The 16940-nt window shown below is 67.8% G+C and carries 18 protein-coding genes and 1 pseudogene; 12 read left to right on the top strand and 7 right to left on the bottom strand.

The genetic code is table 11. The features are described from left to right. The 5 genes and pseudogenes from A5646_RS29535 to A5646_RS20535 form a co-directional block, all read left to right on the top strand. Positions 1–432: pseudogene (locus A5646_RS29535) on the top strand (SAM-dependent methyltransferase); the annotation flags it as partial. After that, on the top strand, positions 425–1279 hold the full coding sequence (locus A5646_RS20550; protein WP_067023858.1) for a lysophospholipid acyltransferase family protein: 855 nt from the start codon (positions 425–427) through the stop codon (positions 1277–1279). The pseudogene A5646_RS29535 and the gene A5646_RS20550, both read left to right, overlap by 8 nt. Before the next feature lie 59 nt (positions 1280–1338). Further along, a complete protein-coding gene (locus tag A5646_RS20545) occupies positions 1339–1791 on the top strand; it encodes a helix-turn-helix transcriptional regulator (RefSeq protein ID WP_067023855.1) in 453 nt (150 codons plus the stop codon). A 4-nt stretch (positions 1792–1795) separates the two neighbouring features. Next, positions 1796–2206, top strand: coding sequence for a VOC family protein (locus A5646_RS20540; protein ID WP_066876714.1), 411 nt, complete (start codon positions 1796–1798; stop codon positions 2204–2206). A gap of 112 nt (positions 2207–2318) precedes the next feature. Further along, complete coding sequence (locus A5646_RS20535) at positions 2319–3773, top strand: aldehyde dehydrogenase (protein WP_066863211.1); 1455 nt, start codon at positions 2319–2321, stop codon at positions 3771–3773. A 72-nt stretch (positions 3774–3845) separates the two neighbouring features. On the opposite strand, the gene A5646_RS20530 is transcribed toward A5646_RS20535, so the two are convergent. Beyond that, a complete protein-coding gene (locus A5646_RS20530; protein WP_066863208.1) occupies positions 3846–4100 on the bottom strand; it encodes a hypothetical protein in 255 nt (84 codons plus the stop codon). A gap of 170 nt (positions 4101–4270) precedes the next feature. Here A5646_RS20530 and A5646_RS20525 point away from each other — a divergent pair, with 170 nt between their 5' ends. Together A5646_RS20525 and A5646_RS20520 are read left to right on the top strand one after the other, a co-directional pair. Next, positions 4271–4954, top strand: a complete 684-nt coding sequence (locus A5646_RS20525) for a hypothetical protein (protein ID WP_067023852.1) — start codon at positions 4271–4273, stop codon at positions 4952–4954. A 30-nt stretch (positions 4955–4984) separates the two neighbouring features. Then, positions 4985–5827: an SAM-dependent methyltransferase gene (locus A5646_RS20520; protein ID WP_067023849.1), complete on the top strand. Its 843-nt coding sequence runs from the start codon at positions 4985–4987 to the stop codon at positions 5825–5827. Positions 5828–5839: 12 nt separating this feature from the next. On the opposite strand, the gene A5646_RS20515 is transcribed toward A5646_RS20520, so the two are convergent. Further along, positions 5840–6688: a family 16 glycosylhydrolase gene (locus A5646_RS20515; protein WP_066876724.1), complete on the bottom strand. Its 849-nt coding sequence runs from the start codon at positions 6686–6688 to the stop codon at positions 5840–5842. 248 nt (positions 6689–6936) lie between these two features. Here A5646_RS20515 and A5646_RS29140 point away from each other — a divergent pair, with 248 nt between their 5' ends. The 5 genes from A5646_RS29140 to A5646_RS20495 all read left to right on the top strand — a co-directional run bounded on the left by A5646_RS29140 (position 6937) and on the right by A5646_RS20495 (position 13452). Beyond that, positions 6937–7149, top strand: coding sequence for a hypothetical protein (locus A5646_RS29140; RefSeq protein WP_156749290.1), 213 nt, complete (start codon positions 6937–6939; stop codon positions 7147–7149). Positions 7150–7531: 382 nt separating this feature from the next. Continuing rightward, positions 7532–9844: an acyl-CoA dehydrogenase gene (locus A5646_RS20510; RefSeq protein WP_067023846.1), complete on the top strand. Its 2313-nt coding sequence runs from the start codon at positions 7532–7534 to the stop codon at positions 9842–9844. A gap of 17 nt (positions 9845–9861) precedes the next feature. Next, entirely contained in the window at positions 9862–11235 is a 1374-nt protein-coding gene (locus A5646_RS20505; protein WP_066863193.1) for a 4-hydroxyphenylacetate 3-hydroxylase N-terminal domain-containing protein, read from the top strand. A 79-nt stretch (positions 11236–11314) separates the two neighbouring features. Beyond that, complete coding sequence (locus A5646_RS20500) at positions 11315–12514, top strand: LLM class flavin-dependent oxidoreductase (RefSeq protein WP_067023843.1); 1200 nt, start codon at positions 11315–11317, stop codon at positions 12512–12514. Then, positions 12511–13452, top strand: coding sequence for an LLM class flavin-dependent oxidoreductase (locus A5646_RS20495; protein WP_067023840.1), 942 nt, complete (start codon positions 12511–12513; stop codon positions 13450–13452). The genes A5646_RS20500 and A5646_RS20495 overlap by 4 nt, the downstream gene beginning before the upstream one ends. On the opposite strand, the gene A5646_RS20490 is transcribed toward A5646_RS20495, so the two are convergent. From A5646_RS20490 to A5646_RS20470, 5 genes are all read right to left on the bottom strand, one after another. Next, positions 13399–14169 carry an SDR family NAD(P)-dependent oxidoreductase gene (locus A5646_RS20490; protein ID WP_067023837.1) on the bottom strand — a complete coding sequence of 257 codons (771 nt, stop codon included), beginning with the start codon at positions 14167–14169 and terminating at the stop codon, positions 13399–13401. The genes A5646_RS20495 and A5646_RS20490 overlap by 54 nt on opposite strands. Then, positions 14166–14852 (bottom strand): GntR family transcriptional regulator, encoded by a 687-nt coding sequence (locus A5646_RS20485; protein WP_067023861.1) that lies wholly within the window; start codon positions 14850–14852, stop codon positions 14166–14168. The genes A5646_RS20490 and A5646_RS20485 overlap by 4 nt, the downstream gene beginning before the upstream one ends. Before the next feature lie 10 nt (positions 14853–14862). Continuing rightward, positions 14863–15504 (bottom strand): carboxymuconolactone decarboxylase family protein, encoded by a 642-nt coding sequence (locus A5646_RS20480; protein ID WP_067023834.1) that lies wholly within the window; start codon positions 15502–15504, stop codon positions 14863–14865. A 126-nt stretch (positions 15505–15630) separates the two neighbouring features. Then, positions 15631–16308, bottom strand: coding sequence for a TetR/AcrR family transcriptional regulator (locus A5646_RS20475; RefSeq protein WP_231997928.1), 678 nt, complete (start codon positions 16306–16308; stop codon positions 15631–15633). Positions 16309–16414: 106 nt separating this feature from the next. Further along, a partial coding sequence (locus tag A5646_RS20470) for an enoyl-CoA hydratase-related protein (protein WP_231998422.1) occupies positions 16415–16940 on the bottom strand: 526 nt, incomplete at its 5' end.

The following is a 16940-nucleotide window of genomic DNA, read 5'->3' as shown; positions in this document are numbered from 1 at the left end:
GCGCAGGCAAAACTGATCGACGCGACGGCGATCGACGCCGCGGACGACAGCTATGACCTGGTGGTGTTCGCGATGGCGTTTCACCACCTGCCGCCGGCAGTGGCTTGTCGTGCCATCGCCGAGGCCACCCGGGTAGGCAAGCGGTTCTTGGTCATCGACCTCAAGAGGCGAAGTCCGTTGGCCACGTTGCTGTTTCCGGTGGTGACGCTGCCGGTGAACCTGGTGCTGTTGCCGTGGTCGTGGATACACCCGTGCCTGCACGACGGGTTCATCAGCGCGTTGCGGGCCTACAGCACGTCGGCGCTCGAGACCCTCGGCCACAGCGCCGGCCCCGACATCGGGATGCAGGTGTTGGCTTCACCGCGGCGACGCGGGATGCCGTCGAACGCCGTCGTGTTCTCGCGTCCGGAGGGACCCGCCGACCATGAGTGACGGACCCGATCTCGTCGCCATCACCGACCCCGGCGACCGTGTCCGGGCGCTGCGCCGGGTGCTCGATACGGTGACCGATGGGCTGCACCCCGTGCTGAACCTGTCCCGTCCGTACGTCGACGGGCTGGAGAATCTGCCGCCCGACGGGCGATTCCTGTTGGTGGGCAACCACACTCAGCTCGGCTCCGAGGTCTTTCTGATTGCGGATGCGGTGCGGCGCAGCATCGGAACGCGGGTACGGCCACTGGCCGACCGGAATTTCGGTCGGCTACGCGGACTGCCCGCCGATCTGATGGCGGCGTTCGGCGGCGTGATCGGCGCACCCGAGAATGCGCGTGAACTGATGCGCCACGACGAAACCATCCTGGTGTTCCCCGGCGGCGGAGGCGAGATCGCGAAATTCAAAGGCGAGGAGTACACGCTGCGCTGGCAAGGGCGCTCGGGCTTCGCCCGCCTTTCGGTCGAAAATGGCTACCCGATCGTGCCGGTCGGCCTGGTCGGGGGCGACGACGTGTATCGCAGTTGGACCACCCGCGACAGCGCATACGCGAAAGTCAGTGCGGCCCTGAGCCGGCGACTGAATGGCCGGCCGGACATGGCGATGCCGTTGCTGCGGGGGATCGGGCCGACGCTCATTCCGCGCCCGCAGCGGATGTATCTGCGGTTCGGCCCTGCGATCGACACCACGACGCCGCTCGGCGTCGGAAACGAACAGTGGGTGGACATCGTCAGGGAGCGGACCCGGCTGCAGTTGGAAGACATCCTGGCCGACCTGCTCCGGCTGCGCGGGCACGACCCCTACCGCGGGCTGAACCCGCTGGCCTGGCGCAGCGCCACGCGGGCCTGATGGCGAAACACCCCGAGAGAGGTGCGCCCTCAACAGGTCGGGGTGGCAGCATCACGTAGGTGACCAACACACCGGACGCCGCAGCGCAGCGCCTGCGCACCCTGGTCCTGTTGCGCCGCGTTCGGGACCGCATCGACCGGGACTACCGGCAGCCGTTGGACGTCGAAGCGCTCGCGCGCGGGGTGCACATGTCCGCCGGCCACCTCAGCCGCGAATTCCGGCGTGCCTACGGCGAATCGCCGTATTCGTATTTGATGACGCGTCGCATTGAGCGGGCGATGGCGCTGCTGCGCCGGGGCGACCTGAGCGTGACCAAGGTCTGCTTCGCGGTCGGCTGCTCGTCGCTGGGCACCTTCAGCACCCGATTCACCGAATTGGTCGGTGTGCCGCCCAGCACCTACCGCCGCCAGGCTGCTGACGCGCTGGCGGGCATGCCGCCATGCGTGGTCAAACAGGTGACCAGACCGATCAGGAATCGAGAAGCAGCTGCCATCGGACCGCACCTAACCTGACCGCATGGACATCACCATTCACTCGAGTTTCCTTCCCCACACGGACCCGGAATCATCGCTCGCCTTCTATCGCGACGTCCTCGGCTTTGAAGTTCGTCTGGACGTCGGGAAGGGCACGATGCGCTGGATCACGGTGGGTCCGCCAAACCAGCCGGACACGTCCATCGTCTTGAACCCGCCGGCCGCCAATCCGGGCATCACCGACGAGGAGCGCCGCACCATCGCCGAGATGATGGCCAAGGGCAGCTACGCCACGCTGCTGCTGGCCACCAAGGATCTCGACGGCACCTTCGAACGGCTGCAGGCCGGCGACGTCGACATCGTCCAAGAACCCACCGACCAGCCGTATGGGCTTCGCGACTGCGCCGTCCGCGATCCCGCCGGAAACCTCATCCGCATCCAGGAATCGCGCTGAGCCCATCCGCGTGCGGATGCTTGACCAGCCGTGTGCACAATGCTAAGCAAGTGCTCAGCACTGAGCGCACGGGGCGCCGGGGCGCCACGACTGGCAAGACGAAAGGGATCAGATGACGGTGCAGGCGGTATTGGACGACATTCGCAAGCGCCCCGGAACGGGGGACGTCATCGCGGTCATCGATCCCGCGACCGAGGAGACGATCACCGAGTTCACCGACTGCGGGCAGGAAGCGGTCAATGACGCAGCGGCCAAAGCGAAGGCGACCTTCGAGTCCGGCGTCTGGGCGGAGCTGCCGGGCCGCGAGCGGGCCAAGATCTTGTGGCGGATCGGCGAACTGATCGACGAGCACGCCGAGGAGTTCGCCCAACTGGACTCGCTCAACACCGGCATGCCGTTGCTGCAGGCCCAATTGCAGATGTCGACCTGCTCGGAGTTCTTCCGCTACTACGCCGGTTGGTGTTCGAAGATCAACGGCGTCGCCTACGACGTGAAGACCGACGGCATCGCCACCGACAACTACGTCAACATGCACGCCTACACGCTGAAGGAGCCGTACAGCGTTGTGGGACTGATCTTTCCGTGGAACGGCCCCATCTTCAACGCCAGCGCGAAGCTGGCACCGGCCCTGGCGGCGGGCGGCAGCCTGCTCGTCAAGCCGGCCGAGGAGACCCCGCTGTCGGCGCTGCTGCTGGACCGGCTCATCCACGAGGCCGGGGTGCCCGAGGGGGTGGTCAACCTGCTGACCGGATACGGCCACACCGCCGGCGCCGCGATCACCGCGCACCCCGATGTCGAGAAGGTGGCCTTCACCGGCTCGACCGAAGTCGGCAAGGAGATCGTGCGGGCCTCCGCCGACAACCTGAAGAAGGTCACGCTCGAACTCGGCGGGAAGTCGCCGGTGCTGATCTTCGACGACGCGAACCTGGACAACGCCATCATGATGGCGTCGCTGGGCATCTTCGTGCACTCCGGTCAGGGCTGCGTATGCGGGTCGCGCATCTTCGCCCAGCGCGGCGTCTACGACCGGGTCGTGGAAGGCATTGCGATGATGGCGAATTCGTTCAAGTTGGGCGCCCCCAGCGAGGAGGGCTGCGTCAGCGGGCCGCTGATCAGCCAGAAGCAGCTGAACCGGGTCATGGGCTTCATCGACGAAGGCCGCAGCGACGGCGTCGAGGTGGTCACCGGCGGCCACCGGCTGGACCGCAAAGGCTACTTCGTCCACCCGACGGTGCTCACCAACGTCGACACCAGCATGCGGCTCTACCAGCAGGAGATCTTCGGTCCGGTGGTCACCATCCTGCCGTTCGACGACGAAGACGAGGCCGTGGCGCTGGCCAACGACACCACCTACGGCTTGGCAGCCACCGCCTGGACGGAGAACCTCGGTCGGGCCCACCGGATCATGCGCCGACTGCAGGCCGGCAGCGTGCAGGTCAACTGCCAGCTGGTGTTCGACCACGATGTCCCGTTCGGCGGGTACAAGCAGTCCGGCTGGGGTCATGAGTTCGGCAAAGAGGGCCTCGAGATCTACCTCAAGACGAAGTCGGTCTGGGCTCAGCTCTAAAGCTATTGCGCCACAACGGAAAGTCCCGGACCCGTACCAGGTCCGGGACTTCTCCGACGGCCGTCGGACGAGTCAAGATCCCTTGTTGTAGCGGGTGAGGAATCCGACGGAGGCCACCGCGGCGGCCGTGCCGATCACACCCCACAACACCACCTGGAAGGCCATCGCGCCGAAGAACCAGCCGAAAGTCATTCCGAGGTAGAGCATCCAGATCAGTCGGTAGACGCTCCAGAGCGCAAGCAGCCCGGTGCTGATCCCGATGTACAGGCTGCGCTGCCGATCGACGCGGTTGATCTGCTCTTGGATGCTGGTCGGCACGATGTTCATTTGCTGTCTTCCTTTCCTGGGTCGCCACCTCCTTTGGCGGCGTCATGGCAGCAAGTACAGCCCCGGCCCGCGGCTACCGATCCCAATCACGCGTCACCGCCCAAACCGGCCCGCCGAATCCACAGCGCGCCCTACCCTGCAGGAGGGGGCCTGACGAAGGGGTTGGCTCGATGAACGTGACGCGCTGTGTGGCCCGGATCTTCACCGTTGCCGCGCTCGCCCTGCCGACGCTGTCAACGGCGGCGGCCGGGCCCGCGGCGGCGGATCCGCCGCCCACCCAGTCGATCACGGTGATGGCCGTCGGGCCCAGCGGTGAAGCGATCAACGGCTACCACGTGGCGTCCGGGCCGGGCAACGTCGGGCAGGCGAGCGACTGCTCGGAACCGTCGCCGTCGGCGGTGGCCGACAACGTCTACTACTGTTCGCCGAGCGCGGCCGGAGCCGGCACATGCTGGCCCTCCACGCCGGGATCGCTTCTGTGCGTGGACAATCCGTGGGACATGCAAATGCACCGGGTCACCTTCGACGGTCACCTTCCGCCCGTGCACCCGACCGCCGACCCGGACCCGTTCGCGCTCACCCTCGACGACGGCACCCGCTGCCTGCTGCGCAACGGTTGCGCGTGGGGTGGGCGCGCCGATGGGTACGTCGGCGTCTACGGATGCGGCGGCGCCGGTAGTGACCTGGCCGTGCTGTGGCTGCCCAGTCAGGGTGCGGGATCCTGCATCGATCGCTCGTCGTCGGCGTGGACCGTCAAAGTCGGTCGCCTCGGCCCGCCCGACGCCGTTCTTCCACCGCCCGCCACCCGTGGGGTGACCGCCGCGTGGTTCGCGGGAGGCAGGGCCGGCCAATAGCGCGGCGCCGGTACTGCTATAACGCAACGTATGTCTGGTCCAGGGCACACGATCACCCATGTTTCCGATACCGCCCGGTGGACGGCGTTGCACCGGGCAACCGAAACGCTGCGCCCCGACGCGCTGTTCAGCGACCCGCTCGCCGAACGTCTCGCGGGAGAGCACGGCCGCGCGATCGTCGCGGGAGTTCCCTGGACGGACCGCAGCGGTTGGTGGCTGGTCGCACGGACCAAGCTCATCGACGACGCCATCGCAGCCGCACTCGCCCAGGGCTGTGACCGCGTCCTGAACCTGGCCGCCGGCCTGGACACGCGGCCCTATCGCTTGGAGCTCCCATCCGATCTGACCTGGATCGAGGCCGACCTACCCAAGCTGCTCGCCGAAAAGACGCAAATCCTCGCCGATCAGACACCGCGCTGCCGGCTGAACCGCGTCGCGGTCGACCTCGCCGACCCACACGCCCGGGACGCCTTCCTCGACGAGGCGCTGGCCGGCGCGACGAAGGCCTTCGTGCTGACCGAGGGGCTGTCGATGTACCTGGAGGCCTCCGACGTCGCCGCCCTTTCAGGTGCGATCAAGCGACCCGAGGTCACCTGGTGGATGATCGATTTCGCCTTTCCCGGTCTCAAAGAGCGGATCAACAAGAACGTCGCCGGGATTTCGGAAAACGCACCCTTCAAGTTCGCGCCCGAAAACGGGTTGGCCTTCTTCGAAGACCTCGGCTGGCGAGCCGTCGAAGCGGAATCGCTGCTGGTGGCCGCCAAACGGTTCGGCCGACTACCGATCTTCATGCGCCCGTTCGCCTGGCTGCGATCGGATTTGCGCCGTCCGGGTGGCAGGCCGACGACGGCGGTCGCGCTGCTGACGCACTGAGGGCGCGCCGCCCTACCAGACGCGAATCCAGTCGACGAGCATGTCGGCGGGGTAGCTGCCCGGGCCCGGGTCTTCCCCGCCCGATCCGGCCACCGCCAGGTTGAAGACCGGATAGACCGTGTAGCCCGCACCGTTGAACGGCCAGTCCGGCAGCGAACTCGCCGGCACGTCGAAGTAGGGCGCGGCGCCCTCGGTGTAGTCCTTCCAGAACCGGATGCCCGCCTCGTCCCACTGCGTGCGCCAGGTATGCCAGGCGCTGTCCACCGCGATGTTGTGCGTCTTCCATTCGCCGCCGTTGGCCTTGGCGTGCACGGTGGTGGCCGACGGCCACTTGCCGTTGCCGTACCACTCCATGACGTCGATCTCGCCCTGATCGTCGTTGCCGAGCCAGTACGCGGGCCAGGCGCCCGCGGTCAGGCAGTTCAACTTGATCCGGGCCTCCCAGGTGTGGCCGACGCCGCCGCGCCACAGGCTCTGCACCTTGCCGCTGAAGTAGGTGGGGCCGTCCTTGGCGGCGCGCAGCACCAGGTTGGAATTCCCGTCCACGAACACGTTGCGGCGATCGTCGCGGTACTGCCCGATGTGCTCGGGCAGCTCCCAATAGGTCGGGTCCTTGATCGTCTCGCGGGCTTTGGCCACCGCCCACTTCGACGCGTCGGGGGCCGACCCCGCCGGACCATCGAATTCGTCCGAGAAGATGTAGTTCCCGGATTGGCCGCTGGGCGCGGCGGGCGGCGGTATCCGGCCGGCAGGCTCGTCCTGTCTGGCAGGGGAGGCCCAGGCGTTCGAGGTGGGCAGCGCTGCTGCCAGCACCCCGATCCCGGTCGTCAAGATCATGCGGCGGCGATCAATCTCCGGCATAAGCAAGGGACCCTAGCAGCCCACCGGGCACGAGGTTGAAACGGAATTCTGTCGGTGCCCGTCGCTATGGTTCTGATCGCGGTCGGACCAGCGTGGCCGACAGCACGGCAGTGGCAACGGATTACGCGCGCAAATTCACGGCCAATTCTCACCTTGGCGGGTGGTTTGGTCTCAGGATTCGGCGGGCATTCTGGAATCACGATCCGATAACCACACTGTTGTAGCTTTTGCGGGTGGTACTGAGAGGAGTGACGATCGTGGCGAATACACCAGAAGGCACGGTTATTTTCCTTCAGTCCCATCCAGCATGGGCCGCCGCGCAGCGTCGCGAACGCGAACGCAATGCGGCAATGCGTCGTCATCCCTCATTTCGCGCGCGCCAGCGCGCCGCAGCGGGCAACCCGGTCGTTCCGCTGGTCCGCAACTTCAAGCTCTACTCGAGCGGCAACACCCCGGCCTGAATTCCGCCACGAATTGTGGTGGCCGCGTTTCTCATCTCTGAAAACGCGGTCCGTGGCAATTGACGCGCAGCCATCGAATTGCGCACGTCGCTTCGGTCGCAAAGTCTCAAGTCCAAGTCGAGAGATATCCGGACGCCACTACCGTGCGGTTCCGTAGGTCGGTGCGCATGCCGCCGGCATTTCTTAGGCATTTGAAGCCGGCCGCCCACCGGGACCGACCAGCAACGTCAACCGCTTTTCCCGGCTGACCCCCGGGCTGCGGCATCGGGCATTGCCACCCGCCGCGCTCAGGACCGAGATTGCATACAACCAGCGGCACACGGCGATGCCTTGCTGGCCATCGAACATTGACACCCGTCAAATCGGCCCTACTGTATACAAAATGGCCGTCTCGCTGGACGCGCTGTCGTCTGCCTCCGAACTCGACGACCTGCGTGACATGGTGCGCAAACTCGTGGCCAAGCGCCTTCCGCTGCACGAGACGCGGCACGTCGGTGCCGCGGCCGCACGCCGCGCGGGGTGGGCCGAGCTGGCCGAATTGGGGCTGCTCGGCATCGCGGTGCCGGAGCAGTACGGCGGCAGCGGCGCCGGGCTGTACGAACAGGCCGTCGTCTGCGAAGAACTCGCGCGGGAACTGGGCGCGGTGCCCTACCTGCCCACCGCCTGCCTGGCCGCCGAAGCGCTGCTGGCCTGCGGCGACGACGCCGTGTGCGCCGAACTGCTGCCCGGCCTGGTCGCCGGCGAGCTGACCGCCACCCTCGCCGACGGCACCGGCCACGCCGAGCGGCACGGGCCGAACTGGGTGGTGTCGGGCCAATTCCACCACGTCCCCGACGGCGCCGACGCCCAGATCGTCTTGGTCGCTGCGGACACCGGCGGGGGCACCACGCTGTACGCCGTCACCGGCTCCGACGGCGTGGACCGGGAGCGGTTGTCCACCCTGGACACCAGCCGCGGCCTCGCCAATCTCCGGCTGAGCGGCGCACCGGCTCGACAGGTCGGTGCCGTGGCGGCGGCCGAGGCGGTCCTGGCCCGGGTGCGGCTGCGCGCGACGGCGCTGCTGGCCGCCGAGCAGGCCGTGCTCGCCGAGCAGTGCGTCGCACTGACGAAGCAGTACCTGTTGGATCGGCGGCAGTTCGGCCGGCAGATCGGGGCGTTCCAAGCCCTCAAGCACCGCCTCGCGGACGCCGCGGTACGGGCCGAATTGTGCGCCGGCAGCGCCTGGTATGCCATCCGGCAGCTGGCCGGCGGCGCGGCCGACGCGGACTTCGCCGTCAGCGTCGCCGCGGCCGCGTGCGGGGAAGCCGCACTGCAGAACGCCGCCGAGATGATCCAGCTGCACGGCGGAATCGGCTACACCTGGGAGCACGTCGCACATCTGTACCTGCGCCGCGCCAAGGCCAACCAGTACCTGTTCGGGACGCCGTCGGCCCACCGCCACCGGCTCGGCACGGCCGTGGCCGAAAGCCGTTCGACCGCAACGGAAACCGTATCCGATCAGGCCCGGGTCGAATCGCCGGCGCTCGACGAGCTGCGCCGCTGGCTGGCCGACAACCTGACCGACGCGATCGTGCGCGATCACGCCCCGCCGCCGCCGGGCGAGAAATACTCTGCGGTGCAGCGAGATTGGTATCGCCGCCTCGGCGAGGCCGGCTGGGCCACACCAACCTGGCCGACCGAATACGGCGGCCGCGGTCTGGGTCGCGACGAAGGCGGTGCCGCGGTGGAGGAGTTGCGCCGCCGCGGTGTCGACCGGCCCGAGGAGGACTTCGTCGGCGTATGGCTGGCGGGTCCGACCATTCTGCAGTGGGGCACCGACGAGCAGCGAGACACCTACCTGCGGCCGCTGGCCCGCGGCGATCACCGCTGGTGTCAGCTGTTCAGCGAGCCCGGCGCCGGATCGGATCTGGCGTCGCTGTCCACCTCGGCCGTGCGTATCGATGACGACCGCTGGCTAATCAACGGCCAGAAGATCTGGAGTTCGTTCGCCGACACGGCCGATTTCGGGCTGTTGATGGCGCGCACCGATCCGACGTTGCCCAAACATGCCGGCATCACCTATTTCCTGCTCGACATGCGCACGCCCGGAGTGGACGTGCGGCCGCTTCGGCAGATGACCGGTGACGCCGAATTCAACGAGGTCTTCCTGACCGACGTCATAGTGCCGGACGCGGCCCGCCTGGGTCCGCTCAACGCCGGCTGGAAGGTGGGCATCAGCACCCTGATGCAGGAACGCAACAGCCTCACCGGGCCTCCCGTCGTCGGCCCCGGCGTGGCCGACCAGCTCATCGCGGAGGCGGTGCGCAGCGGCGCATGGCAACGGGCCGATGTGCGAGATCGCCTGCAGCACATGCTCGTCGACGAACGCGCACTGCAGAGCGCCGGCTTTCGGGCCAGCGTCGCCGCGGACCGCAACCCCGGGGCCATCGACTCCATCCGCAAACTCGTCAGCGCCGACCTGCACGAGCGCGCGGGGCGCATCCGCGTCGATCTGCTTCCCGAACTCACCATGGGCTGGCCCGTCGACACCGAAATGCCTTCGGGCACGCGGTCATTCTTGGAGATGAAGAAGTATTGCATCGCCGGGGGCACCTCCGAGATCCAGCGCAACATCATCGCCGAGCGCGTGCTCGGGCTGCCCCGCGAGGCCGACCCCGACCGTGACACACCCTTCAACCAGCGGACCAGCCGATAGAGGAGAGCGCACCGACCATGATGACCGGCGAGCAGTACAAGAACTCACTCCGCGACGGACGGCGGGTCTACCAGGACGGCAAGCTGGTCGCCGACATGGACACCGATCCGCTGCTGGCGCCGGCGCTCGACGCGGTGGCCGCCGGATACGACCAGTACTACCGGCCCGACGGCGACGCGGTGAACCCGTTGGTGGAGGCGCCGCGCAGCGTCGCGGAACTACGTGACCGGGTGCCGATCCTCACCAGCATGGACCTGCTGCTCAACGTCACCTACCAGTCGCTCATGACGCTCGTGGTGGCGGCGGCGCGGCTGGCCGACGCCCACCCCGAGTTCGTCGCCCGCATCAACTCCTATGTGGCACAAGCCCGCCGGGACGACATCCGAATCGCCGAATGCATCACCGACTCCAAGGGCGACCGATCCAAGGCGCCAGCCGCGCAGGACGATGCCGACCAGTACGTGCGCGTGGTGGCGCGCCGCGACGACGGCGTGGTGATCCGCGGCGCGAAACTTCACATCAGCGCGGCACCGTTCGCCCATCACCTGATGGTGATGCCGACCAAGTCGATGAAGCCGGGGGAGGAGGACTACGCGATCGCGTGCGCGGTACCGGTCAACGCCCCGGGGGTGCACGTCATCAGCCGCACCGTGCAAGCCCGCGGCGGGGACGAGCGCGACTACCCGGTGAGCGCGCGGCGCAGCATGCCGGACGGGTTCGTGATCTTCGACGACGTGTTCGTCCCGACCGAGCACGTGTTCCTCGATGGCGTTGCCGCACAGGCCGGCATCTTCGCGCACTCGCTGGGCCTGTGGGAGCGCCTCGGCGGCACCGCGGTGATGGTGGAACAGGCCGACGAGATGGTGGGCCTGGCGCAGTTGATGGCCGAAGCCAATGGGACCGCACGGGTGTCACACATCCGGGAGAAGATCGACGAGATGATGATCCATGCCACCAACTTGCGGGCCGGCATGGAGGCCGCGATCAGCAACGCCCACACCACGCCCGAGGGCTACTACTATCCCGACGACCTGTACACGAACGCGACCAAATACCTAGGCGCGGCGAACTTCAATTTGATGGTCCGGCATCTGCACGACATCGCCGGCGGCGGGGTGATCACCACACCGTCGATGGCGGACCTGGACAACCCGGACATCGGCCCCCAGTTGCGCAAATACCTGACCGGAGCGGCCGACGTGTCCGGCGACGCCCGCGCCAAGCTGTTCCACGCCATCCGCGACACCACCGCCGATTCCTACGGCGGCTGGCACCTGGTGACCAACGTGCAATCCGGCGGCGGACTGTTCGCACAGCGGCTCGTGACCCGCAAGCACTACGACATGGAACGCGCCAAGCGCCTGGCGCGGCACGCCGCCGCCCTGGACTGAGACCCCCATCCCGCCGTGCCGTTGATCGTCACGACGGCGGCGGCTTGCATGAACGTGAACGTAGACGTAGATTCAGGCCATGCGCTTTGGTGTCTTCATCGCGCCGTACCACATGGTCGGCGACAATCCGACGCTCGCATTCGAGCGCGACCTGCAGTTGGTCGAAGCAGTCGAGGAACTCGGCTACGAGGAGGCGTGGTTCGGCGAACACCACTCGGGCGGAACGGAAATCATCGGCGCGCCCGACCTGATGATCGCGACGGCCGCGGCCCGCACCAAGCGCATCCGGCTGGGCACCGGGGTGGCCTCATTGCCGTATCACCACCCGTTCATGTTCGCCGACCGCATGGTGCAACTCGACCACCTGACCCGCGGGCGCCTGATCGTCGGCGTCGGACCGGGCGCGCTGCCCGGCGACGCCTACATGATGGGCATCGAGACCACCCGTCAGCGCGACATGATGCTCGAATCCCTAGAGGCGGTGCTCGAACTGTGGCGCGACGAAGCCCCGGTCAACCGGGAGACCGACTGGTTCACGCTGCGTGACGCCCGGTTGCAGTTGCGCCCGTACAGCAAGCCCAACATCGAGGTCAGCGTGGCGGTGACGGCGTCGCCGTCGGGCCCGGTGGCCGCCGGCAAGTTCGGCATCGGACTGCTCTCGATCGCGGCCACCCAGAAGAAGGCCTTCGATGCGCTGGCCCGCAACTGGCGCACCGCAACCGAAACCGCCGCCGCGCACGGAACCACGGTGAGCCGTCAGGGCTGGCGGATGTGCGGGCCGATGCACATCGCCGAATCCGTGGAACAGGCCCGCAAGGATGTCGAGGTGGGTCTGGCGCAGTGGGTGGACTACTTCCAAAACGTCGGGGCCATACCGATTTTGGGCGATTTCGACCCCGGCGAAGACATCGTGTCTGCCGTCAATGAGACCGGCGTGGGCGTGATCGGCACTCCCGACATGGCGATCGAGCAGCTGCGCCGGCTGCAGCGGCAATCCGGCGGCTTCGGCACCTATCTGTTGATGGCCCACGAGTGGGCCAACCGCGAGGCCACGCTGCGCTCCTACGAGATGATCAGCCGCTACGTCATGCCGGTGTTTCAGGATTGCCTCGAGCCGCTGGAACGCAGCCGCGACTGGACGATCTTTCACCGGGAGACGTTGATGGGCAACATCACCAACGCGATCGTCGGTGCCACCCAGCAATTCCTGCAGGAGCGCGACGCCCGTCGCCGCGCCGAGGACGAAGCCCACACCAAAACCCTGCCCGCGGGCCGGTGACCGACTTCGGGGCGCTGCTGTTTCCCAATGTCTCCTGGGCCACGCTGGTGGACCGCTGCGAACGGGCCGAGGAGATGGGCTTTCGCAGCCTCTGGATCGACGATCACGGCGCCAATCCGCAAGCACCCAGGTCGAATTGGTTCGAAGCGTTCACCACGCTGGCCGGTCTGGCCAACTGCACCCGCCGGATCCTGCTCGGGCCGCTGGTGTCCAACGTCGTTCTGCGGCACCCGGTGATGCTGGCGCGCCAGGCCCTCACCGTCGAGAACATGTCGGGTGGGCGGTTGCAATTGGGCCTCGGCGCCGGCTATGCCCCCACCGACCACGAAATGGTCGGCAGCGTGGCCTGGCCGCGCGCGGAACGCGCGGAGAGATTCGCCGAAGCGGTCGAACTGATCGATGCGCTGCTGCGCGCCGAACCGGTCGACTTTTCCGGCGCCCACTACCGGGTGAGTGATTTCCGGTTGCGACCGCCGCCGCTGCAACGGCCCCGGCCCCCGATTTGTGTTGCCGCGCATGCCCGTTCGAGCCTGCAGCTGGTGGCCCGGTTCGGCGATATCTGGAGCTCGTTCGGCGGATGGGGGCTGTCGTCGCCGCGGCTGCTGGAGCTCACCGCGCGGCGATCGGCCACCCTCGACGAGTTCTGCACCGAATCCGGCCGCGACCCCGCGACCATCCGTCGCCAGATTCTGGCCGGCAGCCCGGCCACCACGGCCGACCCCATCTGGTCGTCGGTGCAGGCGTTCGACGAATGGGTGGCCGGGTGGCAGCAGGCGGGCATCGACGAGATCGTGCTGTACTTCCCGCCGGACCTGCTCTACGAGCCGGAACTGATCGACCCCGCCGTCACCGAACACCTGCGCGGCCTGCTGTTCGCTCGCCGGTCAGGTGATCAGGGCGCCACCGTCAACGGGCAGCACGGCACCACTGACGAATGAGGCCGCCGGACTGGCGAGGAACAGCACCGCGGCGGCGACCTCGTCGGGTTCACCCAACCGCGCCGCCGGTACCCGGGTGGCGACGAAGTCGTCGTTGAACCCGTCGGGGGTGAGTTCGGTCAGGCCGGTCGACAAGAATCCCGGCGCCACCGCATTGACCCGAATGCCCTTGCGGCCGGTCCACTGTCGGGCCAGGTCGCGGGTGAGTCCCAGCAGCCCCGCCTTGCTCGACACGTAGCCGGCCTGCGGCAGCGAAGTCGTGGTCAGCCCCAGGATGCTGCTGATCATCACCACGGCCGAACCGGGCCGCATCGATCGCCCGCACGCCTGACTCATCCAGTAGGCGCCCATCAGGTTGACCTCGACGGTGCGCCGGAACTGCGCCGGGTCCTCGCGCGTCGCCGGTGCGGCCGTGCCCACACCGGCGTTGTTGACCAGCACGTCCACGCCGCCGAACCGATCGATGATCAGATCCGTTGCCGCCGTGCACGATTCGTGATCGCTCACGTCCACCCGGAAGGCGGCGGCGTCGATGCCGTCGTCGCGCAGCTGGGCGCAGCGCGCTTCGAGCTCATCGAGGCGCCGGCTTGCCAACGCGATTCGCCCGCCCGCCGCCCCGAGCGCTCGCGCGATCGCCAGCCCCAATTCGGACGTCGCCCCGGTCACGACGGCGACGCGGCCGTCCAGCCGGAACCGGTCGCCGAGGCCGACGGTCATGAAGCGTGCGTTTCGGTCTCGCGACCCCGCTGCGACCTCAACGACAGCAGGGAATCGCGGCCCTGCAGGATGTGCTCGGCCATCAGCGCACCGGCGCGCAGCGGTTCCCCCGCCGCTATCGCGTCGCGCACCATGCGGTGGAACAGATTCGACCGCTCCCGTTCCTCCCGCGTCTGATGCCGAAACACCTGATACACCAGGGGGATATCGACGGCGTGCTCCAGCAGAGCGGATAGCCGCCGATGCTGGGCGCCCACCACGATGGCCTGATGAAAGGCGCTGTTGGCGGCGGTGATCCGGCGCAGCCCGGCGTCGGCCGAACCCTTCGATACCAGCTCGATGCCGTGGTCGAACTCGACGATCGCGGCGTCCAGTGCCGCGATGCCATCGTCGCGCATCCGGGTCGCGGCGCGTTCGGCGGCCAGCGACTCCAGGCGGGCGCGCAGTTCGTACTGGTCGCGGATGTCGGTCTCGGACATGGTGGCCACGATGGCGCCGCGGTTGCGCTCGATGGTGACCAGGCCGTCGGCGGCCAAGGCCCGCAACGCTTCTCGCACCGGGGTGCGGGACAGGTCGAACATCTGGCCGATGCGTTGTTCGACCAGGCGCGATCCCGGCTCGAACTCGCCCTCGGCGATGGCACGCCTGATCAGCCGGTACGCCAGCTGCGAGCGGCCGTCCATCTCGCTCACCTCAGTCACCCCCGGACGTCGCTGCGCCGATGTCGAGCACACCGCCGCCTTCCGGGTCGACGACCTCGACGGTCGAGTCGTCGACATCGTCGAATTCCAGCCGCAATGCCCGGGACATGATCGCGTGCATCACGTACATGGTGGTGGTGTAGGTGAATTCGAGGATCTCGGTGTCGCTGAAAACTTCCCGCAGCTGGGTCATCAGCCGCTCGGGCACCCGGCCGTGCTGTCCCGCAAGGCAATCCGTGTAGGCCAGCAGCAGCCGCTCGGCCGGGTCAAAACAGTCCGCCGTCTGCCAGGACGGGATCGCCTCGATCTTCTCCTCGGACAACCCCGCCGACCGGCACGCCTTGCAGTGTTGGGAGAAGACGAACTGGCTGCCGACCACCCAGCCCGCCCGGATCTGGCCCAGCTCGCGGTGATCGGCGCGGATGGACACCTCTTCGCGGTAGAGGCGAAAGCCGCGCACGGCGTGGCGCAGCGCGGCGGGGGACTGCGCCATCACCGTCCACCAGTTGCCCGGAGTGCCGCCCACCGTGCCGGGCTCGGCCACCGGGTCACGGTCGCCGAACATGAAGTCATACATCTTCAACGTGAATTCGTCGGTGACTTCATCGCGCGGAATCGGCTTCAGACGCGGCATCGCGTCTCCTCTCGGCTGACGGCACGGACCAAGCATTACTGCAGATTGCATTCAATCCTAGGCCCAGGCGCCGCGTCAACGCAGTTCGTCGCCGCACAGAGGGTGCGATTGCGTACAGTCTGGAGATCAGGGCCGCAGGCTGGACAGCACCATGGCCGCAAAGGCGTCGCCGATCTCGGTCAGCGAGTTGCGCCCGCCGGGGACATACCAACGGTGGATCCAGTTGTGCATGCCCAGGATGCCGAGCATGGCCAGCCGCGGATCCAGATCCGAGCGGAACACGCCCCCGGCCACACCCTCTTCGATGATCGCCAGCAGCGTCTTGCCGTAGGCGTCGGCGTTGGCGACGATGCCCTGTGCCTCCGGAATCGTTGCGATGTGCTGACTCTCGCCGAACAGCAGGAAGAGCTCGGGATAGGTGGCCAGGTCGCTGATGTAGGAGTCCAGCGCGCGACGCAGCTTCTGCTCGGGTGGCGCATCCGATTCGAGCGCGTCGCGGCAGTGCCGGGTCATCTCGTAGGCCGGCTGCTCGATGAGCGCGACCAGCAATTCCTCTTTGGTGCCCACGTAGTAGTACAGCGAGGCGCGGTTGATGCCCACCTCGACCGCGACGTCCTCCAGCCGGGCGCGGGCGAACCCCTCTCGGCGAAACACCTCCGCGGCGCCCTTGAGGATGGTCTGCCAGCGCTCGTTGGACGCGCGGCGGTCAGCCGTGCGCCGCTCGTGGCGGCGCCGCGCGTTGTCGCTCTGCTGGCGTGCGGCGGGAATCGTCGGCCTCCTGGTGTGCGGGTGTCGCGTTGTCAAAATACGCCATCCGGGGGACTGACCTGAGGATTAACGCGCTTGTCAACGTGAACGTTGACGTTGACAATTTCCAGGGAGGGTCCTAGCGTCCCTATTGATGCAAGCCTCACGCGCGGCCCAACTTCGCCATCGCGGCGCGGAAGTCGTCATGCTCCATGGCGGCCGCCTCGAGCGCGAGGGAGAACGGCAGGACCGCGCCCGAGGCCATCGCGAGGAGCCGATTCACCGCGGCCTTGGTGCCCTGCACCGCCTGGGGGGCCAGCGTGGCGAGTCGTTGCGCCATCGCCAGCGCCGACGGCACCACATCGGCCGGCGGGACGACGCGGGTGACCAGCCCGAGGCGTTCGGCCTCCGCCGCGGTGAGGACCTCGCCGGTCATCAGCAAGTATTTGGCGCGGTTGAGCCCGACCAGCAGCGGCCAGATCACCGCGGCCCCGTTGCCCGCCGGCAGCGCGGCGTGCACATGCAGGTCACCGAGTTTCGCCCGCTCCGAGACGTAGGAGACGTCGGCCAGGGTGGCCAGCACCGCGCCCAGCCCGATGGCGTGGCCGTTGACGGCGGCGACGAGTCCAGCGATCGGCAGTACGCGTCCAGTTCGGGACGGACCCCGATCGAGGAGGCGCGCCACATCG

The sequence above is a fragment of the Mycobacterium sp. 1245499.0 genome, from assembly GCF_001673615.1.
Lineage (GTDB): Bacteria > Actinomycetota > Actinomycetes > Mycobacteriales > Mycobacteriaceae > Mycobacterium > Mycobacterium europaeum_A.
This window is presented reverse-complemented; position numbering and strand designations above follow the sequence as displayed.